The 18,805-nt window shown below is 46.0% G+C and carries 17 protein-coding genes; 9 read left to right on the top strand and 8 right to left on the bottom strand.

Annotation, left to right across the window (positions count from 1 at the left end; translation table 11 throughout):
* The first annotated feature begins 139 nt into the window (after positions 1 to 139).
* Positions 140 to 1,834 (top strand): YgiQ family radical SAM protein, encoded by a 1,695-nt coding sequence (locus Q1Q15_RS06085; RefSeq protein WP_300457690.1) that lies wholly within the window; start codon positions 140 to 142, stop codon positions 1,832 to 1,834.
* Positions 1,835 to 1,836: 2 nt separating this feature from the next.
* On the opposite strand, the gene Q1Q15_RS06080 is transcribed toward Q1Q15_RS06085, so the two are convergent.
* On the bottom strand, positions 1,837 to 2,904 hold the full coding sequence (locus tag Q1Q15_RS06080; protein WP_300457688.1) for an endonuclease/exonuclease/phosphatase family protein: 1,068 nt from the start codon (positions 2,902 to 2,904) through the stop codon (positions 1,837 to 1,839).
* Positions 2,905 to 3,190: 286 nt separating this feature from the next.
* Between Q1Q15_RS06080 and Q1Q15_RS06075 the strand changes: the two genes are divergently transcribed.
* From Q1Q15_RS06075 to Q1Q15_RS06040, 8 genes are all read left to right on the top strand, one after another.
* Positions 3,191 to 4,852 carry a response regulator gene (locus Q1Q15_RS06075; protein ID WP_300457787.1) on the top strand — a complete coding sequence of 554 codons (1,662 nt, stop codon included), beginning with the start codon at positions 3,191 to 3,193 and terminating at the stop codon, positions 4,850 to 4,852.
* A gap of 152 nt (positions 4,853 to 5,004) precedes the next feature.
* The gene (locus Q1Q15_RS06070) at positions 5,005 to 6,105 is read left to right on the top strand and encodes an HD domain-containing phosphohydrolase (protein WP_300457686.1); all 1,101 of its coding nucleotides are present in this window, start codon (positions 5,005 to 5,007) and stop codon (positions 6,103 to 6,105) included.
* Between the two features lie 119 nt (positions 6,106 to 6,224).
* A complete protein-coding gene (locus Q1Q15_RS06065) occupies positions 6,225 to 7,502 on the top strand; it encodes an ABC transporter substrate-binding protein (protein WP_300457684.1) in 1,278 nt (425 codons plus the stop codon).
* Between the two features lie 46 nt (positions 7,503 to 7,548).
* Positions 7,549 to 8,415: a branched-chain amino acid ABC transporter permease gene (locus tag Q1Q15_RS06060; RefSeq protein WP_300457682.1), complete on the top strand. Its 867-nt coding sequence runs from the start codon at positions 7,549 to 7,551 to the stop codon at positions 8,413 to 8,415.
* A 3-nt stretch (positions 8,416 to 8,418) separates the two neighbouring features.
* Positions 8,419 to 9,432, top strand: a complete 1,014-nt coding sequence (locus Q1Q15_RS06055) for a branched-chain amino acid ABC transporter permease (RefSeq protein ID WP_300457680.1) — start codon at positions 8,419 to 8,421, stop codon at positions 9,430 to 9,432.
* On the top strand, positions 9,429 to 10,214 hold the full coding sequence (locus Q1Q15_RS06050; RefSeq protein ID WP_300457678.1) for an ABC transporter ATP-binding protein: 786 nt from the start codon (positions 9,429 to 9,431) through the stop codon (positions 10,212 to 10,214). The genes Q1Q15_RS06055 and Q1Q15_RS06050 overlap by 4 nt, the downstream gene beginning before the upstream one ends.
* Positions 10,207 to 10,956, top strand: coding sequence for an ATP-binding cassette domain-containing protein (locus Q1Q15_RS06045; protein ID WP_300457675.1), 750 nt, complete (start codon positions 10,207 to 10,209; stop codon positions 10,954 to 10,956). The genes Q1Q15_RS06050 and Q1Q15_RS06045 overlap by 8 nt, the downstream gene beginning before the upstream one ends.
* A gap of 18 nt (positions 10,957 to 10,974) precedes the next feature.
* Positions 10,975 to 12,636, top strand: coding sequence for an AMP-binding protein (locus tag Q1Q15_RS06040; protein ID WP_300457673.1), 1,662 nt, complete (start codon positions 10,975 to 10,977; stop codon positions 12,634 to 12,636).
* A 56-nt stretch (positions 12,637 to 12,692) separates the two neighbouring features.
* Here the strand turns inward: Q1Q15_RS06040 and Q1Q15_RS06035 are convergent, their stop codons facing one another.
* The 7 genes from Q1Q15_RS06035 to Q1Q15_RS06005 all read right to left on the bottom strand — a co-directional run bounded on the left by Q1Q15_RS06035 (position 12,693) and on the right by Q1Q15_RS06005 (position 18,636).
* Entirely contained in the window at positions 12,693 to 13,112 is a 420-nt protein-coding gene (locus tag Q1Q15_RS06035) for a hypothetical protein (protein ID WP_300457671.1), read from the bottom strand.
* Between the two features lie 137 nt (positions 13,113 to 13,249).
* Positions 13,250 to 13,696, bottom strand: coding sequence for a universal stress protein (locus tag Q1Q15_RS06030; protein WP_300457669.1), 447 nt, complete (start codon positions 13,694 to 13,696; stop codon positions 13,250 to 13,252).
* A 15-nt stretch (positions 13,697 to 13,711) separates the two neighbouring features.
* Positions 13,712 to 14,617: a protein kinase gene (locus Q1Q15_RS06025; RefSeq protein ID WP_300457667.1), complete on the bottom strand. Its 906-nt coding sequence runs from the start codon at positions 14,615 to 14,617 to the stop codon at positions 13,712 to 13,714.
* A gap of 14 nt (positions 14,618 to 14,631) precedes the next feature.
* Positions 14,632 to 15,195: a GAF domain-containing protein gene (locus tag Q1Q15_RS06020; protein WP_300457665.1), complete on the bottom strand. Its 564-nt coding sequence runs from the start codon at positions 15,193 to 15,195 to the stop codon at positions 14,632 to 14,634.
* A gap of 122 nt (positions 15,196 to 15,317) precedes the next feature.
* Positions 15,318 to 16,229 carry a proline dehydrogenase family protein gene (locus Q1Q15_RS06015; protein ID WP_300457663.1) on the bottom strand — a complete coding sequence of 304 codons (912 nt, stop codon included), beginning with the start codon at positions 16,227 to 16,229 and terminating at the stop codon, positions 15,318 to 15,320.
* Positions 16,230 to 16,245: 16 nt separating this feature from the next.
* Complete coding sequence (typA, locus tag Q1Q15_RS06010) at positions 16,246 to 18,093, bottom strand: translational GTPase TypA (RefSeq protein ID WP_300457661.1); 1,848 nt, start codon at positions 18,091 to 18,093, stop codon at positions 16,246 to 16,248.
* 72 nt (positions 18,094 to 18,165) lie between these two features.
* Positions 18,166 to 18,636 carry a glycine zipper 2TM domain-containing protein gene (locus Q1Q15_RS06005; protein WP_300457659.1) on the bottom strand — a complete coding sequence of 157 codons (471 nt, stop codon included), beginning with the start codon at positions 18,634 to 18,636 and terminating at the stop codon, positions 18,166 to 18,168.
* Between the last annotated feature and the right edge of the window lie 169 nt (positions 18,637 to 18,805).

Below are 18,805 nucleotides of genomic sequence, written 5' to 3'. Positions count from 1 at the left end.
TCTCATTTTCCGGTAACTATCACTTTTTATAATGAAAATGGCTGGCCAATGATTGCCAGGATTGTAATCCAACAGGTTATCCTGTATGATACCCTCAGTTTAAAATTAGAACCAACCCCTCAGGATACAGGTATCACCCATGTTTCTTCCCACAACGCCCGAAGAGGTCGACCAGCTTAACTGGAATCCGCTTGATGTCATTCTTATCACCGGAGATGCCTATATTGATTCCCCATTTATCGGCGTTGCCATTATCGGAAAAGCCCTTGTTGACAAAGGATTTCGAGTGGGAATCATTGCTCAGCCGGATATGGCCGGCCGCACCGACATTTCAAGGCTCGGGGAACCCACTCTTTTCTGGGGCATCACAGGCGGGTGCATAGATTCCATGGTGGCCAATTACACGGCCTTAAAAAAAAGAAGGCAAAAAGATGATTATACCCCCGGCGGTATAAACAACCGTCGTCCGGACAGGGCGGTGATCGCTTATTCCAACCTTGTCAGGCGCTATTTCAAACAGACCAGGCCCATTGTCCTGGGCGGAATTGAAGCCAGCCTGAGACGGATTGCACACTATGATTTCTGGTCAAACAAAATGCGACGGTCTATCCTTTTTGATGCAAAAGCGGACTATCTCTTGTTTGGCATGGCCCATAGTACGGTCATCAAATTTGCAACCGCACTGAAAACAAATAAAAATCCAGAACTTTTAAATGGCGTTGCCTTTATTTCCAAAGAAAAAAAAGGAACAGAACTGCCCGCCTTTGAAACAGTTCAAAACAGCAAAAAAGACTATATTAAAAGTTTTCATATCTTTTATGAGAACAATGACCCCATAACGGCCCAGCAACTCTGTCAACGGCACAATGACCGGTATCTGATTGTCAACCCGCCGGAACCCTACAGCACCACAGAAGAACTTGACCATATCCACTCCCTGGGATTTGAAAGAGACCTTCACCCGTTTTACAAGCGTTCTGGAACCGTGAGGGCAATGGATACCATACGATTTTCCATCCCCACCCATTACGGTTGCTATGGGGAATGTCATTTCTGCGCCATATCCGTTCATCAGGGCCAAACCATCAGATCTCGAAGTCATGACTCCATCATCAAGGAAGCCGCCGTCATTTCCCATCTTGAAGATTTTAAAGGGTATATTACGGATCTTGGGGGTCCCACTGCCAACATGTACGGGTTTGACTGTAAAAAAAAGATAAAACAAGGGGCCTGCGGGGACAAGCGGTGTCTCTTCCCGTCACCCTGCAAACACCTGGTTCCTGATCACGCCAGCCATTTGCAGCTGATTCAAAAAATTGAACGCTTACCCGGCATTAAACGCGTATTTATCAGCTCTGGCATCCGGTATGACCTGATATTAAATGATAAAAAACATGGGGGTGCATATCTTGAAAAGATTGTAAAAGACAATGTTTCAGGGCAAATGAAAATTGCACCGGAACATACCGTTCCCCATGTGTTAACGTTAATGGGCAAACAGAATATTGACCTGCTCTTACAATTTAAACAGCGATTTGATACCCTGTCCAAACGATCCGGAAAAAAACAATTTTTAACCTATTATTTAATTGCTGCCCACCCTGGATGCCGGATGAAAGACATGGAAGCGTTAAAAGACTTCACCACCCAAAAGCTTAAGACCACACCGGAGCAGGTCCAGATTTTTACCCCGTCCCCTTCAACCTATTCGACCCTGATGTATTACACGGGACTGGACCCTTTTTCCATGACCCCCCTGTTTGTTGAAAAGAATCCAAAAGAAAAAGAACGACAGAAAAAAAAGATTACCGCAAAGCGCCATCGGAAAAAATAAGGTTAGTTTTTTTCCTTTAATTTGATTTCCAGTTTCACCGGATGGTGATCCGAATGTTCAAACTCAAGATGAATCCCCTGAACCTGTTTGATGTCAATATTCGGTGACACCAGGAAAAAATCAATCACCGTTGTCAGGCTCGTTCGTTTATCATATGGCGCGACAAGACGTCTGTTGGTTGGCACCGTTGGATCATACGCCCATTTCCAGCTGGGCAAATAGTCTCGGTCAATGTCCAACCGATTTTCAGTATCCATTCGGTTTCGGTCAAACTCAGGCCTGAAGCCTGGAGGACACTGGTTCCAGTCACCGCCAACGATCACATAGTTGCCCTTTTCATATTCCTGGATTAAAAAGGTTTTAAGGTAGGCCATCTGACGACTTCTCAAGGTACCATCATCATAGGCAGAGTTGTGGGTATTAATCACCAGAAGGGTTTTTCCCTTCTCAAGCCGGTAGCGTGAAACCAAAAAACACCGGTCCAGCATAAACAGGCCCTGGGGCCATGCATAATTGCCCGGGAAAGACTGCCGGACAACCGACACGGGCTCAAACCGGCTCAATGTCAGTACCCCGGACAAAACATGACCCAGGGGATCAGAAATAGGAACCGGCACAAAAAACACATGGTAATTTTTCCCAAAGCTTGAATGAAAGCGGGGAAATATTCTGGATAGTTTCGAAACCCCATCAATGGAATGGCTTCGCTTGGCATCTTGATCGACTTCCTGCAATAGAAAAAAATCAATATCGGTTTGCCTGGCAATAAATGTTTCAATTGCCGCCATATTTTTTTCCACGATTTGCCGGGCGGGCCTCACCTGTTGCCCCCCATCATAAAAAAAATCCATATCCCGGCTTAAGCCACCGTATCCAATGTTCCAGATCATCAGCCGATACCGTCTCTGTTCAGGTATGGTCCTGGCATCCTGCCGCTCAAACACCAGGGTCTCTGGACCCGGTACGTAGTCTGACCAGGTGGCATACCCGATAAAACCGGCAAATGCCAGCACCAGAACACAACCGAATCCAAATAAAATTTTGATTCCCTTTTTCATGATGTAAAGCATAAAATATTTCCGCTTCTGAGTCAATGTTCAAAAACACCTGTTCAACACCAGCAGAGGGATCTTAAGAAAAACCTTGGGGCGGCTTGACAGCGTTGCCGGCAAACTGTTACTTAATTTGTCATATGACGATGACCATCGGGTGAAATTTTTATTCTAACAGATGAGATATGCCTGGGGTCAGGTTTTGTTTATGGCTCTTTTTATCCGTCTGGTCATGAAATAGAGATAAAGAGCACTGTAATCCGGAACAGACCATAAACTGCTCCAGGAATCATGAGAGGTGAAAATGAAAAACGCCATGGTATCTGAAAGCACCATCATGATTATTGATGACGAGCCGGAACATATTGAGCGCCTGAAAGAGATACTGGATCAATTTGGATTTGACCTCCAGGTGGCCCTCAATGGGCCCCAAGCATTTGAACTGTTAGACAACACCCTTCCGGATATCATACTTCTTGATGTATTAATGCCTGAAATGGATGGATTTGAAGTGTGCCGCCGACTTAAAGCGGACAAAAGAACCCGCAGTATTCCGGTTATCTTCATGACCGCCCTTACAGAAACGGTCAATAAAGTCACAGGCCTTGAATTGGGGGGGGCAGACTATATCACCAAACCGTTTCAGAAAGAAGAGGTGCTGGCCCGTTTGAAAACACATTTTGTCATGCACCAACTTCAGTTGCAGCTGGACAGGACCCGGCAGACGTTGGATGATGAGGTTTCCCTGCGAACCCGGGAGCTGACCAACTCAAATGAACGATTAAAAGAAGAGCTGGCTGAACATAAACGCATGGAAAAAATCCTCAAGCAGGCCCAGAAAATGGAGGCCATCAGCACATTGTCCAGCGGCATTGCCCGTGATTTTAACAATATTCTATCCATCATCATCGGATATTGCGACCTGGCGGCCACGGAGAAACATCCCAAAGAGTCAACCATCGGCACCTGCCTGGAAAAAATTAATACAGCGGCTTTCAGGGCAAGGGAACTGGTTCAACACCTCTTAACGTTCTGCCGGCAGACAGAGCAGGAAAAAACACCCATTAAAATTACCCCGATACTTGAATACGTTCTAAATTATTTTAAAACAGGCTTTCCTTCTGCCATTGACATCAAAAAAAATATTCAAAAAGAAACCGGCACGGTTCTGGCGGATCCAAACCAGATTCATCAATTGATCTTAAATCTTTGCCAGAATGCCGGCCAATTCATGACAAAAACCGGCGGGACCTTGAACATCAGTTTAAAACAGCTCTTTTTAGATTCAGAACGCGTGTCTGAGTATCCAAATCTGGTTTCCGGGCATTATGTCAGTATTTTAATACAGGATACCGGTCCTGGTATGAATCCTGAAATTGTCGAACGGATTTTTGATCCGTATTTTACAACAAAAGAACCCGGGGAAGGAACCGGACTTGGCCTGGCCGTTGCCCAGGGGATTGCCGTCAGTCACGGGGGAACCATTCTGGTAGACAGCCAGCCCGGAAAAGGATCATCCTTTGAAGTGCTTCTTCCCTGCAGACAGACCGAAAGCAGTAAGACAGATATTAAAGGAGATTCACCCCTTCCCAGGGGCAGCGGCAATGTATTGTTTGTGGATGACGAAGATGCCCTGGTGAGTTTCGGCACCATTGTCCTTGAAAAGGTGGGCTACAAGGTTGCGGGATATACCAGCAGTATAGAGGCATTGGAGGTGTTCAGAAAGACCCCTCAAAAATTTGATCTTGTGATCACAGATCATATCATGCCCAGACTACAGGGCATGGAACTGGCAAAAAAAATCCTTGAAATCCGCGGCAATATCCCGGTTTTGTTATGCACCGGCACAAAGAGTGATAAACTGGTCGAACTTGCGAAGGCCACGGGCATCATTGAAGTCATTCAAAAACCCATCCCCATGAAAACACTGATCAAAGCCATCAACACGATTCTGGCAAAGCCGTAATCTGGCCTCCCCTGGCATTGATGTGTTAACTGTGAAACGGGTTTAAAAGAAAGGATTCATTGATCTGAACATGAAATTCAACTTGACTTTAATGTTGGATTGATATTTTTTTAAGTTACGGTTATAATTTGAAAAAGGAATCAAGGCAAGCCATGATAAACGATTTTGTTATCGCAGATACCGAAAAAGCTTTTATCTTAATTGTTGATGATGAACCCATGATCAGAAGCCTGCTTAAAAGCACCATGGAAAGAGCCCGTTACCAGTGTGCCTTTGCAGAGGATGGAGAAGCCGCATTGGCTCTGTTATCTGAAAAAATGTTCGATGTGGTGGTGACGGACATTGACATGCCGGTAATGGATGGGATTGAGCTTGCCAAGATCATTAAATCAAAATTTACGGCAGATGTGATTGTCATGACCGGTCAAATTCGCAGTTATCAATACGATGAAATCATTAGTATCGGTGCCAGTGATTTTGTGGAAAAGCCGTTTTCACCCAGGGAAATAATCCTTAGGATCAATCGTGTGTTGCGGGAAAGAAGCCTGAAAAACGAAGCCATCAAAGCTCACGAAGAACTTAAACGATCCTATATTGATTCTGTCCATCGTCTGGTCATGGCAGCAGAGTATAAAGATGAGGATACCGGGGATCACATTATCAGAATCGGACAATATTGCTCCCTCATAGCCAAAAAGCTACTGCTCCCCGAAGACTTCATCGAAACCATCTACTATGCTGCACCCATGCATGACATTGGAAAAATCGGCATCCCGGATAAAATTCTGTTAAAACCGGGCAAGCTCACCCATATCGAATTTGAAACCATTAAAACACACACCCATATCGGGGCAAGGCTTTTATCCCGGTCCAAATCAAAAATCCTGCAGATGGCCCATGAAATCGCCCTGAGCCATCATGAAAAATTCAATGGAAAAGGATATCCCCTTCAACTGAAAGGAGACAACATCCCCATCTCCGGTCGAATTGCCGCCATAGCAGATACCTTTGATGCCCTCACCTCAAGACGCCCCTATAAAGACCCGTACCCCACAGAGGTGACCTATGATTTCATCAAAAAAGAAAGAGGCGAACACTTTGACCCGGATATTCTGGATGTTTTTATCGATAATTTTGATCAGTTTCTGGAAATCAGGGGCAAAATTACCACGAATGGGGGTGACCTTTACCCAGGTTTCAACCTCAGTGAACGGGATCAAAAAAACCATGAAAAAGATTCATTAAACAAATAAGTTAAGCCCATATTTGGGCTGGTCATGACAATAAAAGCGTAGCAACTCAAACGGTTCGATCCTCAGGGATCCTGGATATTATCAATATCGATAATGTTTTAACTTTAAGGAGAACACGTATGAAACGTATCAGATTCATCAATTGTCTTACCTTTTTTGTATCCATGGTTTTAATCGTATGGAGCGTCTTCCCTGCTTTTGCCGAAAACCCTATTATTTTAGGGGCACCCTTGTCCACGGCCTATGTTTACGGATGGGATGCAGAGCGGGGCATTAAACTTGCCGTGGATGAAATTAACGCTGCCGGCGGTGTCAGCGTGAAGGGGGAAAAAAGACCCTTTACGGTTGAAGTCATTGATACCCGGGATCTAGAGCCGGGAGTCCCTGTCAGTGAGGCATTAATGGCCCTGGAAAGACTGATTTTAAACAAAAAAGTGGATTTTATCCTGGGCGGTCCCAACCGTTCCGAAGCAGCCCTTGCGGCCATGTCTTTATTGTCCAAACATAAAAAAGTATCCATTGTGACCAGTGGGGTGTTAACCCCTGCATATCATAAAACAGTGGAAAAAAAATATGACAAATTTAAATACTGTTTCAGGATTCACGGGGAAGCCGTCAACCTGATCGGTGAAATGATCGCAAACTTTGCAGACCTCAAAGAACAGTATGGATTGACCAAGGTGTTTATTATGGCCCAGGATGTCTCCCATGCAAGGGGTGCGGCCAAAGTAATGGAAAAAGTGGCCAGTTCCAAGGGATTTGAGGTAACCGGTACTGAAATTTTCCCCACCGGTACCACAGACTTTTCCATGGCCCTGTTAAAAGTCAAATCAACGGGGTCCCAAATCATCAATATCTGGATGGATATGCCGGAAAGCGCCATCCTGCTAAAACAATGGTATGATCTTCAAATACCGGCACTGCCCTTTGGTTCCACTTTGGCTGCGGCAGAACAACCGGGGTTTTGGAAAGCCACGGACGGAAAGGGCCAGTATACGCTGTGCAATGTTGTGAATGCCGGGAACGCCCCTTCGGATGCCACTGAATGGACCATGAAATTTTATAATGCCTATGCCAAAAAATGGGGGGTTGAGCCTGAAGGTCTTGGATCTTCCTCTTCCTATATGGCCGTCTATGTCTTAAAAGATGCCATTGAAAGAGCCGGAACACTGGAATCAGACAAAGTGGTGACTGCCCTGGAACAAACGGATATGATGGGGGTATACGGAAGACTCAGATTTGATCCCAAAAGCCACCAGGTCATTGTTGCATTAGATCCCAAAGACGGCGCTGTGGGTTCCATCCTCCAGTGGCAGGATGGCAAACGGGTTGTGGTATATCCGAAAAGCATTGCCAAAGGCAGTATTCAACTGCCGCCATGGATGAAAACAAACTAAATTTTAAAGATCGCGTTTACCAACACTCAAATAGTGGGATTTTTTTATGGAAATTCTAGTTTATGGAACCATCAACTCTGTGTCCCTTGCTTTGATGGGGTTAGGTTTTGCAATGATCTATGGCATCAGCCGGGTACCCAACTTTGCCCATGGTGCTTTGTATATTATCTGCGGATTTGTCACCTGGACCCTGTTTTATCAATTCGGGCTGCCGTATTTTATCTCGATCATTCTTTCCCTTTGTGTGAACGGAATTTTGGGGATGATCATGTACCGCTTTATCCTGATACGGGTGAGAGGGATGAACATTTCCGAGATTATTGCGTCCTATGCCATCGGGCTTGCCATCCTTGAAGCCTTGCGGTATGGCGGTTTTCGGGGCATGAACTATACCCTGCCCGTGTTCATGGAAGGCAGCCTCATGCTTGGCGGCGTGCCCGTGGATTTCCATCGACTCATCATGATGGTCATCGGTGTTCTGCTGGTGGCAGGACTATGGCTGTTTACCCATTATACACGGCTGGGACTTGCTCTCCAGGGCATGGCCCAGGATGAACGGGCAGCACTGATGCTGGGCATTGATTCGGATTTAATGGCCATGCTGGCCATGGGATTCGGTGCCGTACTAGCCGGCATTGCCGCCACTTTAATTCTGCCCCTGGGCAATATTGTGGTGGAATCCGGATATAATGTCCTGATCATGTCCATTGCCGTGTGTATTGTTGGGGGATTGGGATCCTGGATGGGGGCATTTTTTGCCGCCTTTATCATCGGGTATGCCCAGATTCTTACCGTTGTGTTCATCGGGTCACATTTCCAAATGGTGGTGGCGCTGCTGGCCATTATTCTGACCCTGATCCTGAAACCGTCCGGCTTGTTCGGCCATCAGAAAGAACTGGAAGAGAGGGTATAGAAAATGACCACTCAACAATCACGGAAAGAAAGAATTGATCGCGGGATAAAGGTCAGATCCGACGGACTTTATGCATTGATGTCCTGGCGGGAGCTCACCTATCTGACCTTGCCCCGGTTTATTTTGATTGCCGGCATGCTGGCCCTTCCTTTTCTGGTACCCGGCATGTACTGGCAGCGGGTCATCTCCATTGTCTGTATTTATGCCATCCTGGCCTTGAGTTTTGATTTTCTGGCCCACTACGTGGGACTGGTCTCTCTAGGGGGCGCCTTTTTCATTGGAACCGGGGGATATATTGCCGGAATACTGAATTCCTATTTTTCAATTCCCCCCTTTCTCACGGTTCCCCTGGCAGCCATCATCGGCGGTGCCTTCTGCACACTGCTACTCTTGCCCTGCCTGCCGTTAAAAGGGGTGTACTTTGCCATTGTCACCTTGATGTATCCGCTGTTCATGGCACGCATTATTGAAGCCTTTGACATTTTCGGGGGAACGGACGGACTGGTCGGGATTGACAGTTTCTCTTCCGCTTTTTTAGAACAATATTTTGTCATCTGCATGGTATTGATTTTTCTATTCGGCATCCGGCGGTTTGTGACCACCGACAGGGGGTTGATTTTTACGGCCATTATGGACAATGACCAGGCCGTAAAGGCTTCCGGTATCAACATTACCCGGTACAAGGCCCTGGCTGTTTTCATTGCCTCGGCCATGGGATGCATGGCCGGAGGCTGTCTCACCCATATCTACATGTGGTCAGGCATTTCCCAGTTTGCCCTTGATTTTTCCATCCTGCCCATTGCCGCCACGGTTATCGGCGGATCCGGAACCCTTGTGGGACCGCTTATCGGGTGCCTGATCCTGGTGCCAGTATCAGAGCTGTTAAGGGATTTTGGAACATTAAGGATTGTCTTTTATGCGTCCATTCTTGTGGGATTCATCCTTTTCAGAAGTGATGGCATCATGGAATTTGGTCAAAGAAAATATGAACAATTTGAAAGGTGGACCAACATATGACAGAACCGATTCTAAGAATAGACGACCTCTCCAAAAGATTCGGGGGGGTGCAGGCCCTGAAGGATGTCAGCTTTGATGTTTTCCCCGGTGATGTTTTAGGTATTATTGGGCCCAACGGATCAGGGAAAACCACCATTGTCAATTCCATTACAGGTTTTATCAAACCCACCTCGGGCAGGATTTATTTTAATGGAAAAAATATTACCGGCAAACCACCGCATAAAATTGCCGACATGGGGGTGACAAGAACCTTCCAGATCATGCGGCCCTATCACAGTCTGCCGGCCTATAAGAACCTTGTGATCCCGCTGTTTTCTCCCCGCGCCAAGCGAACCGGTGGCTGGCGGGGAGGGGGACACCTGGGCAACCGGCAGACCATTGCCATTGATATCCTGGAAGAAATCGGATTTGAAAGGGACTCTTATATCCCGTTTAAAAAAACATCCACTTTGCCCACCGGCTACTTAAAGCGGCTGGAACTGGCCAGATGTCTGGCACTCAAACCGGAGATCATTATCTGTGATGAAGTGTTTTCAGGGCTTTCCATGAGTGAGATTGCTTCCATGGTCCCCCTGATCGAACGACTCCAGGATGAGGGCATTACCATTGTCATGATTGAGCACCGCTTAAGGGAACTTTTCCAGGTGGCCAATCGGGTCATGGTTCTGAATTTCGGTGAAAAACTCATTGAAGGGAGCCCTTCTGAAGTCATGGCAGATGAACGGGTCAAGACGGCGTATTTTGGATCGGAAAAAGTGGAGGAGGTCATGACCTATGCTTGAAGCCCGCAACTTAATGGTATTTTACGAGAATATGCTGGCCTTGAACAATATCAGTATCCGATGTGACAAAAATCAGATTGTTGGCATATTCGGCGCAAACAGTGCCGGCAAATCCACCCTCATGTATGCCTTGTCCGGCATTATGCTGGATATCCAGAAAAAGGAACATATGGCAGGGGGAGAACGGATCACCCTGACAGGGGAAGTCTTGTTCCAGGATCAGGACATCATGGACCTTAAACCCAGCCTTCGGGCAAAGGCCGGGATTGTCCTCTGCCCTGAAAGACGGCGCCTATTCAAGGAAAGTTCCGTGCTTGAAAACCTTCGTATCGGGGGATATCTGGCCACCAAGGCCCAGGCAAAATATACCCTGGAATATGTCATGAACATGTTCCCTGCCCTGCAGAAACTAAAGAACCGTCTGGGCGGATTTTTAAGCGGTGGTGAGCAGCAGATGGTGGCCATCGGCAGGGCGTTGATGGCCCAGCCCAAGATCCTGCTGCTGGATGAGCCCCTGCTTGGGCTCAGCCCTTTGATGCAGGCCACCTTGATTAAGGCGACCAAGGTCATCCAGGAGGAAACAGGGATCTCCGTTATCATAGCAGAGCAGTATGCCCGACCGGTATTTCCCATTGTGGATTATGCCTATATTCTTGAAAACGGTGCGGCTGTGATGGAAGGGACCCGGGAAGAACTCATGGATAATCCAGATGTAAAATCCGCCTATTTTGGTGTTTCATAACAAAAGGAGTCGTCTCAAATGGGGAAACATGCCATACCCCTTGAAAAAGAAGTGTCTTTTTCAAGATTTGATAGAATGAGTGAACTATATCCGGGAAACATCGCCGTATCATACCTGGGAGAGTCGTTTACGTATAAACAGCTGAGGAACTTGAGTGAACGATTTGCCGGGGGATTGCGAAACATAGGGGTACAAAAGGGCGACAAGGTGCTCTTGTATATCCCCAACTGCATCCAGTGGGTGGTGGCTTACCTGGGCATCCAGAAGGCAGGAGCCGTCCTTGTTCCGGTTTCACCTATTTATACCTCCCATGAAATCGGGTATATGATTGATAATTCCGGGGCCAAAACCATCGTCTGCATGGATACCAATTTCGGATATGTCAAAGAAACCTTTGCCACCACCGGACTGAAACAGGCCATTGTGACCAATCTTGCGGACCTTTTGCCGCTGTGGAAGCGGGCCCTGGGTCTTTTGTTTGACAAGGTCCCCAATGGCAGCGTGACCTATGATGACAAAATTATATCCTTTAAATCCTTTCTTAAAGCAGCACCGTTGACCAAAGCAGTGGAAATTGATCCGATGAATGACCTGTCCTATATCCTCTACACAGGGGGAACCACAGGATTCCCCAAGGGGGTGCCGGGCAACCATATCGGCTCCACGTCCTATATAAACAATGTGACCTATGATGTGGCAGGCGACCATTTAAAGGAGGGCACGGATGTCTATATTGCCATCAACCCGCTGTTCCATATCATGGCGCTGGGATTTTTCATGGCCATCGGTTTAAATAAGGGCAATAGGGTGATTCTCATGCCCCAGCCCCAGGTGGATGCTATTTTGGAATCCATCGAAAGATACAAGGTCAGATGGTTTTTGGGCGTGCCCGCGCTTTACCGGATGATCCTGGAAAATGACCGGCGGGATAAGTATGATATCTCCTCATTGCAATATTGTTTCTGTGGCGGGGATGTGCTGCCGGGCAAGGTCATGAACCGGTTCAAAGAGTACTATGACCTCCCCATATACCAGGTATACGGATCCACCGAGGTCGGCCACGTGACGTACAGTAAAATAGGCACGGACCCAAGTTCCGGTTCCATCGGATATCCTCTGGAAAGCCGGGAATGCATTGTGGTTGACCCGCTTACCCTGGAATGCGTTGAAGATGGAGAAAATGGTGAACTCTTTGTCACTTCGCCCTATGCCCTGCAAGAATATTATGAAAAACCAGATGAAACCCAAAAAACCTATGTCAGGGTCAATGACAAAGTCTACTGCCGGATGGGCGATTATGTCTCCTGTAAACCCGATGGCGAACTGGTTTACATGGAACGATCGGCTGATGTGATCAAACACAAGGGCTACCGGGTATCGGCCTCAGAGATTGAGGCCGTGTTGCAGGATCATCCCACGGTTATCAATGCCTGTGTCATCGGCATTCCCGATGAAAAGGTGGGGGAACGCATCAAGGCCATCGTCGTTATGAAAGAAGACGCAAGGGGGGTCGGCGGCGTTGAACTGATCCGGTGGTGCAGTGAAAAGCTTGCGTCCTACAAGGTTCCGGCGTATGTGGAGTTCAGGGACATGCTTCCCAAGTCAAAGGTTGGCAAGCTCTTACGACGTGAAGTCAGGGACGGAGAAAGACGTAAAACCATGAAAAAAACCGAAGTATAGATTCCTCCCAGGCGATGGATGCAAAAGACAGGTTAAATCCCCTGGGAGGAGGATGGTTATGGAAATTTAATGGACACTTTTTTATAGTCGTCTTTGTCTTTTACTTTAATTTCAAGATCAAGGCTTGAATCCCTTATGCCCAAAGCCAGCCTGATTTTTCCTTTTTTCTCTTCAATATGGGTAATTTCCCGGACCGCTTCAAAAATTTTTTCAGCCACACCGGCACCGGGCGAAGGAATCTGGGTATCACGGTATTCTGCCGTCACAGAGACGGTGCCATCAAGGGCCTGTTTGATGGATATCTTTTTGGCATTGTTGTTTACACCGTGAAGTACAGACAGTGCCAACCATTTCAAGGCTGCATCCCCGGTATTTTCATCATTTTTTACCTCTGACATTTCTTTAAGAGGGTCTGTTGTTGAAAAACAGTCGCACAGTTCCTGTACTTTTAAATGTAAATTTTCTGTATCTTTCATGTCTGTGTCTCCCTATAGAAAAAGGATTAAAGGGCTATAGTCCAAAAAATAAGCAAGAATCAAACTTATTCAATATCTTATTCTATTTTTTTTCAAGCGAGTTCATTTTTACACCCTATTGATGCCTATCTTGGGTTCTAACTTCCCTTGATGATCAACACACAGGTTTTTTCAAGATATCGGATCAATTTGGTACACGGATCCCCCAGGACAAATTCTTCAGCCTTGGACATTCTTTTTCTGCCCAGCACCACCATATGATACTCACCTTTTTTGAACTGATCGATGAGCCCGTCGGCAATGGTGGGATACGGGTTTTCAATAAGGTTTACAGCGATTTGTTCTTTTGTGTATCCATTGTTGATCAGCTGTTGCTTTGTCAGTTTCAAAATATGGGTAAACTGCTCAATCTGATGGGTGATATAGTCTTCTCCCATCAGTTGTTCACTGTTCGTGGCCTTCCTGAAGACATGTACCAATGTGATGGTCAGACGTTGCTTCTCAAAAGGGAGGGTCAGAAACCGATTCAATACCTCCCTGAAAATAACAGAATCACTGATTCCTATAAAAACATTTGTTTTCAAAGCACCCCCTTTTTTTTACGAAAAAGCCGGCAAACATCTGTTCAAATCCTCAATGATTTCGTCTACGGTTTCGTACATGATTTCAGCGCCGCTGGAAAAATGCATGAGGATGTTGTTGAGCGTCTGAGGGATCTGAGGGTATAATTTTCGCAGGTTAAACAACCGTCTATGGCCCAGCAATGAAAAATCGTCGGATTCAATTCGATCCACTAGACCCTGATATTCACGGGAACGTGTTTTTATGTCGTAATACACATGAAATCCTTTGCCGATGGCATAGCATAATATATTTCCTAATCCAAACAGATCCAGACTGAACGGATTTTCATCTGTTTTATAATCATAATCAAAATCAATCCATACCAGATTATTGGAACTGGATTCCCGGATCACATGGTCGTTTCTGATGTCCCCATGGGTATAGCCGTTTTCATGGAGTATCCGGATGGCTTCAAACAGTCGGACCAGTTCTTTTAAAATGCCGGGAAGGTGTGTTTTAAAATAAGCATCATACGGCATGTCAAACATACCAATATACGTTAAAAAATTCTTTCCCCGGACCGCATCCAGGACCCGGATATTGTTTTGTTGTTTGTCTCTGTACACCTTTCCCTGCATAAAATAGGGATGACCTTTGACCAAATCCAAAATTTCCCCTTCCTTTTCAGGACTTCGGAAACACTGGATATCAATACCCCCCAGGGTAATTTTAAATGTTTCAAAAAAAGACAACTTGATATATTTTAATTCCCCTGTATCCAGATCAATGGCCCGTTTCACCCAGAATTTGGGATCTTCGATGCCAAATCGCATCTCCCGGGCATGACCGGTAACCCTGAATCTTTTCTGCTCAAAATGAATTTCATCACCAGAGTCAATGGAGTAAAAATCCGATGTATCTGTGAAAATCTTTTTTGCCATAAATCCGGATCCATTTAACCATTTAATATTCTAAGCGGCAGATCCTGCATGGATGACCTTACAGAGGCAATAAAATTTCTCAGCCCCTGGTTATCGATGGCCAGGCCTAAAAACTGCCCCAGGATTAGAAAAAGTGCAATATCCTCTTCATGAAATTCGATCAATCGGTTGTTGTAAATCCGCATTTCCCCGATGGTATAATTTCTGTACTTGACCGGAATGGCCAGCAGGGAAACCAGGGTTTCTTTTTTCGCGGCATCGGGATACTGGACCCGGGGGTCGTTTTGAAGATCACTGATCAAAACGGGCTCCCCCTTGATAAAGGAATTGCATTTATCATCGACAAATACCGGCCCTTTGGTCAAATATTCATCACTTAATCCAAAACTTCCCATCCTGAAAAGTTGATTTTCTCTGTCATCAAACAGCAGAATAGAACAGGCCCTCATATCAAATTCCTGGCAGATATCTTCAACAAGATGGGTTACCAGAAGGTCCAGCTGGGTATAGGTGGACACTGCCCGTACGATTGTTTGAAACTTTTTCAGGGTAAATCGGTTAGAGGGTTGAGACTTCATGACATCTCCTTTTGTTTGATACCCGATTTGACAAAAACCATCAAAAAAGAGAACCCACGTAAGGTCATCATACCATAGGCAGGTCCGTCATGACAACGATCATTTTTGCCCCACAACCGTTCTTAATGGCCGAGCATACGTCTAATGCCATTGGTGAAAATATAACTGACCATTTTGGGATTTTCTTTTAATCGCCGAATAGCGTATGCAAACCATTCTTTTCCAAAGGGCACATACACGCGTATGGGGTGACCGTGATCACGGATGATATTTCGTAAATTTTCCTGCACACCGTAGAGCATCTGAAATTCATAGTTTCCTTTTGAAACCCCCAGCTTATCAATGCACTTTATGGCTTCAAACACCAGCCGTTCATCATGGGTGGCAATACCGGTAAAACAATGATTTAAAAATAGTTTTTCCAGCAGGTAGGTAAAACTTGAATTGATGATACGCATATCCTTGTATGCGATTTTTCTGTCTTCCCAATAATAGGCGCCTTTGCAAATCCTTACGTTGGCTCGTTGTTCGATCATGCGATTCATATCGTCGATTGCGCTTCTCAGATATGCCTGCATCACCATACCGACATTTTCAAACTCTTGTTTGAGCTTTAGATAAAGATCAATGGTATCCTCTTTCAGCGTGACATCTTCCATATCGATCCGGATAAAAACCGTATATTTTCGGGCATGACTGAGCAGATCATAAAGGTTATCAAAACAAAATAGTTTATCAATTTTCAGCCCCATGTGGGATGGTTTTAAGGACACCCCACTGTTCAGCTGTTGACGATGGATTTCTTGAATGGCATGTTTATAAACAGCAACTGCCGCCTGACAGTCTGCTCTGTTTTTGGGATCTTCCCCTAGAAAATCCAGTGTGGCACTGATCTTCAGATCGTTCAGTGCCTTGATGTTGTCCAGGGCTTGCCCCAGTGTTTCACCGGCAATATACTGTTTTGCAAAAATCCCAACCAACGATTTGGGAATCATCGGCAGCAGTTGTGCAATCAAGGTATTTAACCAGATCATGGCGCTCCCTTTTTAGTTATTCCTGCGCCGCCTTTTTTTGTTTTGCCTTCATCATCTGGCGCTGGGAAGAATTCAGCACGGTTTTTCTAAGGCGTATAGATTTCGGCGTAACTTCCACCATTTCATCATCCCGGATAAAATGGATGGCCTTTTCAAGGGTCATGGCCTTTATCGGTGAACAGGTAACATTTTCATCTTTTCCAGATGCCCGCATATTGCTCAGTTTCTTCTCCTTGCAGGCATTCACTTCAATATCCTGATGCCGATTGTGTTCCCCGATGATCATCCCCGCATACACAGGGGTGCCCGGCTCAACAAGCATCTGCCCCCGGGGTTCAAGGTTAAACAATGCATAGGGTACGGCTTTTCCCTGCCGGTCAGACACAATGGACCCGGTATATCGGACAGGAAACTCTCCTCTGTGTTCTTCGTATCCGGACAGATAGGAGTTCATGATTCCCGTCCCCCGTGTATCTGTCATAAACTCGTCCCTGTAGCCAATCAAAGACCTTGAGGGGATTGAAAATTCAATCCTCACCCTGCCTTTGCCGTTGTTCACAAGGTTGAGCATCTTGCCTTTTCGAATGGAAAGTTTTTCCGTTACAACCCCCATAAAATCTTCACCGCAATCCACAAACAAGTGCTCAATGGGTTCCAGGGTTTTTCCATCCTTATATTTATAAATGACCTTGGGTCGTCCGACACAGAGTTCAAATCCTTCCCTTCGCATGGTTTCGATGAGAATCGCCAGTTGAAGTTCACCCCTTCCCTTGACGTTATAGCTTTCATCTGTATCACTTTCTTCCACTTCAATGGCCACATTCATCAAGGTTTCCTTCAGCAGCCGATCCCTGATTTTCCTTGACTGGACAAACTTTCCTTCCCGACCGGCAAAGGGAGAGTTGCAAATGGAGAACTGCATGGATACGGTGGGTTCATCCACGGTGATCCGTTTAAGGGGAACCGGTGCCTGTTTTGTACAGATGGTATCACCGATCTTGACATCCTCGATACCGGCCAAGACGATGATATCCCCCACCTGGGCCTGGTCTACAGGGACAAGTGTCATCCCGTCATAAGACTGAATTTTGGAAACCTTTAACGGCAAAGCCGTATTGTTTATATTGATGCACACAAGGTTTTCATTGGACTTGGCAGTACCATTAAAAATTTTTCCAATGGCAAGCCGCCCCAGATAATCGGAATACCCGAGATCCGACACCAGCATCTGAAAAGGGGCGTCCGGGTCGTAGGTCGGGGGAGGCATTTCTTCCACAATGAGATCAAATAAAGCGCTTAAATTATCAACGTCATCATCCAGTTCTTTTTTAACGATCCCATCCCGGCCAATGGCATATAAATAGGTAAAATCAAGCTGTTCTTCCGTGGCGTCAAGATCAATAAACAGGTCATACACCATATCCAGCACTTTGTCGGTCCTGGCATCTTTACGGTCAATCTTATTGATGACCACCACAACGGGAAGATTGGCTTCAAATGTTTTTTTAAGGACAAACCGGGTCTGGGGCAGGGGACCTTCCGATGCATCCACAAGGAGAATCGCACTGTCGGCCATGGAAAGCGCTCTTTCCACTTCGCCACCGAAATCGGCATGACCGGGTGTATCAATAATATTGATTTTAACATCCTTCCAGGTCACAGAACAATTTTTAGCTGAAATGGTGATACCGCGTTCTTTTTCAAGGTCCATGCTGTCCATGAGGCGTTCCTCTACCTTCTGGCCTTCCCTGAAAAGACCGCTCTGCCTGAACATGGCATCAACAAGGGTGGTTTTGCCATGATCAACATGGGCAATGATGGCAATATTCCTTAAATTATTATTATATTGTATATTCTTTTTCATGATTCTCCTGTTCGTTTCCCGTAATTATCCGTAAGCTCAGGAAAATAACCATGAAACGTCAAAGGTCAAATATTACTTTGACACCCTTGTGGTACCATCCGCAGCCGTAATAATCCTGACCCTGTCTCCGGCGGAGATCATCACATCGGCTTCCTGCACCACAACGATGGTTTGACCATTGTCTTTGTTCACGACTATTTCAAGGCCCTGTTTTCGGGTGATGCCTTCTTCTGCTGCTGTTCCTGCCGCTGCGCCCACAAGGGCACCGAGAACCGTGGCAACTGTTTTACCGGATCCGCTTCCCACCGTACTGCCCAGAACGCCCCCTGCCACGCCACCGGCAGCAGTTCCAATGGGGGTTTTCGTGCCTTCAATCATCACGGTTTTAACCGACTCAACCGTGCCCATTTCAACGGTCTGGACCTGTCTTGCCTGGTCCCGGGAATACACCTCACCGGATCTGCTGGAGGCACATCCGGTGAGATAAACCGCGGTCATTGCCACAATAAAAATTAATGCTGCTGCATATTTTAACGTTTTCATACCCATATCCTTTTTAAGAAAAATTAACCTCTGAGCTTATAGGCAACACACGCCATTTCAACGGATGCGCCCAAAGCAAGGTCCTTTTTTTGTTGCTTGCCTGATTTTTTATTCTACCGCACCTTTGTCCATGCTTCAAGCATTCAATTGATATATTGTAGTCAAAAAA

Origin of the sequence: Desulfobacula sp., assembly GCF_030145145.1 — a bacterium.
GTDB lineage: Bacteria > Desulfobacterota > Desulfobacteria > Desulfobacterales > Desulfobacteraceae > Desulfobacula.
Note: the sequence above shows the minus strand (reverse complement) of the source record. Positions and strands in the feature narration are given on the sequence as shown.

Excerpts from the sequence above, each read along its gene's own strand:
- Q1Q15_RS06085 (WP_300457690.1), top strand. The coding sequence starts at position 140 with ATGTTTCTTCCCACAACGCCCGAAGAGGTCGACCAGCTTAACTGGAAT.
- Q1Q15_RS06080 (WP_300457688.1), bottom strand. The coding sequence starts at position 2,904 with ATGCTTTACATCATGAAAAAGGGAATCAAAATTTTATTTGGATTCGGT.
- Q1Q15_RS06075 (WP_300457787.1), top strand. The coding sequence starts at position 3,191 with ATGAAAAACGCCATGGTATCTGAAAGCACCATCATGATTATTGATGAC.
- Q1Q15_RS06070 (WP_300457686.1), top strand. The coding sequence starts at position 5,005 with ATGATAAACGATTTTGTTATCGCAGATACCGAAAAAGCTTTTATCTTA.
- Q1Q15_RS06065 (WP_300457684.1), top strand. The coding sequence starts at position 6,225 with ATGAAACGTATCAGATTCATCAATTGTCTTACCTTTTTTGTATCCATG.
- Q1Q15_RS06060 (WP_300457682.1), top strand. The coding sequence starts at position 7,549 with ATGGAAATTCTAGTTTATGGAACCATCAACTCTGTGTCCCTTGCTTTG.
- Q1Q15_RS06055 (WP_300457680.1), top strand. The coding sequence starts at position 8,419 with ATGACCACTCAACAATCACGGAAAGAAAGAATTGATCGCGGGATAAAG.
- Q1Q15_RS06050 (WP_300457678.1), top strand. The coding sequence starts at position 9,429 with ATGACAGAACCGATTCTAAGAATAGACGACCTCTCCAAAAGATTCGGG.
- Q1Q15_RS06045 (WP_300457675.1), top strand. The coding sequence starts at position 10,207 with ATGCTTGAAGCCCGCAACTTAATGGTATTTTACGAGAATATGCTGGCC.
- Q1Q15_RS06040 (WP_300457673.1), top strand. The coding sequence starts at position 10,975 with ATGGGGAAACATGCCATACCCCTTGAAAAAGAAGTGTCTTTTTCAAGA.
- Q1Q15_RS06035 (WP_300457671.1), bottom strand. The coding sequence starts at position 13,112 with ATGAAAGATACAGAAAATTTACATTTAAAAGTACAGGAACTGTGCGAC.
- Q1Q15_RS06025 (WP_300457667.1), bottom strand. The coding sequence starts at position 14,617 with ATGGCAAAAAAGATTTTCACAGATACATCGGATTTTTACTCCATTGAC.
- Q1Q15_RS06020 (WP_300457665.1), bottom strand. The coding sequence starts at position 15,195 with ATGAAGTCTCAACCCTCTAACCGATTTACCCTGAAAAAGTTTCAAACA.
- Q1Q15_RS06015 (WP_300457663.1), bottom strand. The coding sequence starts at position 16,229 with ATGATCTGGTTAAATACCTTGATTGCACAACTGCTGCCGATGATTCCC.
- typA (WP_300457661.1), bottom strand. The coding sequence starts at position 18,093 with ATGAAAAAGAATATACAATATAATAATAATTTAAGGAATATTGCCATC.
- Q1Q15_RS06005 (WP_300457659.1), bottom strand. The coding sequence starts at position 18,636 with ATGAAAACGTTAAAATATGCAGCAGCATTAATTTTTATTGTGGCAATG.